The organism is Vibrio sp. V42_P2S4T144 (assembly GCF_009904715.1).
In the GTDB taxonomy this organism is placed as follows: domain Bacteria; phylum Pseudomonadota; class Gammaproteobacteria; order Enterobacterales; family Vibrionaceae; genus Vibrio; species Vibrio alginolyticus.
In genome coordinates this window covers 1-2,186 of the sequence record NZ_WXWS01000288.1, presented here as the reverse complement: position 1 = coordinate 2,186, position 2,186 = coordinate 1, and the positions used below count along the sequence as shown (strand labels likewise).

At 43.8% G+C, this 2,186-nt stretch carries 2 protein-coding genes and 1 pseudogene; 2 read left to right on the top strand and 1 reads right to left on the bottom strand.

Going from position 1 to position 2,186, the window contains the following annotated elements:
* Positions 1-89 precede the first annotated feature (89 nt).
* Positions 90-1,613 (top strand): alpha-amylase, encoded by a 1,524-nt coding sequence (gene amyS / locus CAG68_RS09735; protein ID WP_054576737.1) that lies wholly within the window; start codon positions 90-92, stop codon positions 1,611-1,613.
* 130 nt (positions 1,614-1,743) lie between these two features.
* On the top strand, positions 1,744-1,998 hold the full coding sequence (locus tag CAG68_RS09730; protein ID WP_005375990.1) for a hypothetical protein: 255 nt from the start codon (positions 1,744-1,746) through the stop codon (positions 1,996-1,998).
* Positions 1,999-2,072: 74 nt separating this feature from the next.
* Here CAG68_RS09730 and CAG68_RS09725 read toward each other — a convergent pair.
* A pseudogene (locus tag CAG68_RS09725) lies at positions 2,073-2,186 on the bottom strand (lipase family protein); the annotation flags it as partial.

Below are 2,186 nucleotides of genomic sequence, written 5' to 3'. Positions count from 1 at the left end.
GGCAGCAACCTAGCTAGCGTCATAGTTAGTATCGCTTGGTGCGTATATGCAGAAAGGAGGATTCGAGTCCTTAACGTGAGAGAAAAATAATGAAAACATTCAACCTTAAACCTACACTTTTACCCTTAACTTTGCTGCTCAGTTCGCCTGTAATGGCGGCACAAAATGGCACCATGATGCAGTATTTCCATTGGTATGTGCCAAATGACGGTGCGCTCTGGACACAAGTTGAAAACAACGCTTCGGCACTATCTGGCAACGGCTTTACTGCGTTATGGTTACCGCCCGCCTATAAAGGTGCTGGTGGTAGCAACGACGTCGGTTATGGCGTTTATGATATGTATGATTTGGGAGAGTTTGATCAAAAAGGTTCGGTGCGCACCAAGTATGGCACCAAAGATCAGTACCTAAGCGCCATCAATACTGCCCATAAAAACAATATCCAGATTTATGGCGATGTGGTGTTCAACCATCGCGGTGGTGCGGATGGAAAGTCTTGGGTTGATACCAAGCGAGTCGATTGGAACAACCGAAATATTGAACTTGGTGATAAATGGATTGAAGCGTGGGTAGAGTTTGATTTCCCTGGGCGCAACGACAAGTACTCAAACTTTCATTGGACGTGGTACCACTTTGATGGCGTGGACTGGGACGATGCTGGCGAAGAAAAAGCTATCTTCAAATTCAAAGGTGAGGGTAAGGCATGGGATTGGGAAGTGAGCTCGGAAAAAGGCAACTACGATTACCTTATGTACGCTGATCTAGACATGGATCACCCTGAAGTTAAGAAAGAACTGAAAGACTGGGGTGAGTGGTATATCAACATGACTGGTGTTGATGGGTTTAGAATGGACGCGGTGAAGCACATCAAATATCAATACCTGCAAGAATGGATTGATCACCTACGTTGGAAAACAGGGAAAGAACTATTCACGGTCGGAGAGTACTGGAACTACGATGTGAATCAGCTGCATAACTTTATCACCAAAACCTCTGGCAGCATGTCTTTGTTTGATGCACCGTTACATATGAACTTTTATAATGCGTCTAAATCGGGTGGTAGCTACGATATGCGTCAAATCATGGATGGTACGCTGATGAAGGACAATTCAGTCAAAGCGGTAACCTTAGTAGAAAACCATGACACTCAACCTTTGCAGGCTTTGGAGTCGACGGTTGATTGGTGGTTTAAGCCGCTCGCTTACGCGTTTATCTTATTGCGTGAAGAAGGCTATCCATCCGTGTTTTATGCAGATTACTACGGCGCGCAGTACAGTGATAAAGGGCATGACATCAATATGGTCAAAGTGCCTTACATTGAAGAGCTAGTAACACTGCGTAAAGATTATGCGTATGGCAAACAACATTCTTATCTTGACCACTGGGACGTAATTGGTTGGACTCGAGAAGGTGATGCAAAGCATCCACATTCAATGGCCGTGATCATGAGCGATGGACCTGGCGGCTCGAAGTGGATGTATACGGGTAAACCAAGTGCTCGCTACGTAGACAAGTTGGGTATCCGAACTGAAGAAGTTTGGACTGATGCGAATGGTTGGGCTGAGTTCCCAGTAAACGGCGGATCTGTCTCGGTTTGGGTTGGCGTTGAATAATCCATTCCTGTGATTTTGATACAGAGTAGGCAATTCTTGATAAATCTTTTCAATGAATCAATGTGTTATTTGATATTCATTCAACAAATGAGTAACTTATATTTGAGCATAATCTAGAGGAAGATAAAGAATGGAATCTATTGCTGATGTATTGGTTGTGGCTATTGTGTTCGGTGCCATATTTGGGGGCGGGATAATAAAGTTAATCTTGAACCATCGTAAAGAAGTAAGAGCGTTGGAGATATCTGAACGTAATACGATGAGCCGAGAAGAACAAGATAACCTTAACAAGCAAATTGGTGACTTGAAGCGACGTGTTGAAGTGTTAGAGCGAATTGTCACAGATAACAAATATCAACTTGAAAAAGAAATTGCCTCTCTGTAGATCACCACTTAATCGTAAAGCCGGCGAAGTCCGGCTTTTTCGTGTCTGTACGTCATACCTTTCGGATGTTTAACTCAGCGTTCATCAAAAAAGTCTTTGTCGCGAATGTATTTACTCATAAAGTGATAAGAGAACGGTCGCATTAGCCAACTCAATAAGGAGCGCCCAAGCCGTATGAGCGTTGGGGT

Bases quoted from the DNA above. Each gene is read 5' to 3' on its own strand.
- CAG68_RS09730 (WP_005375990.1), top strand. From the start codon at position 1,744: ATGGAATCTATTGCTGATGTATTGGTTGTGGCTATTGTGTTCGGTGCC.
- amyS (WP_054576737.1), top strand. From the start codon at position 90: ATGAAAACATTCAACCTTAAACCTACACTTTTACCCTTAACTTTGCTG.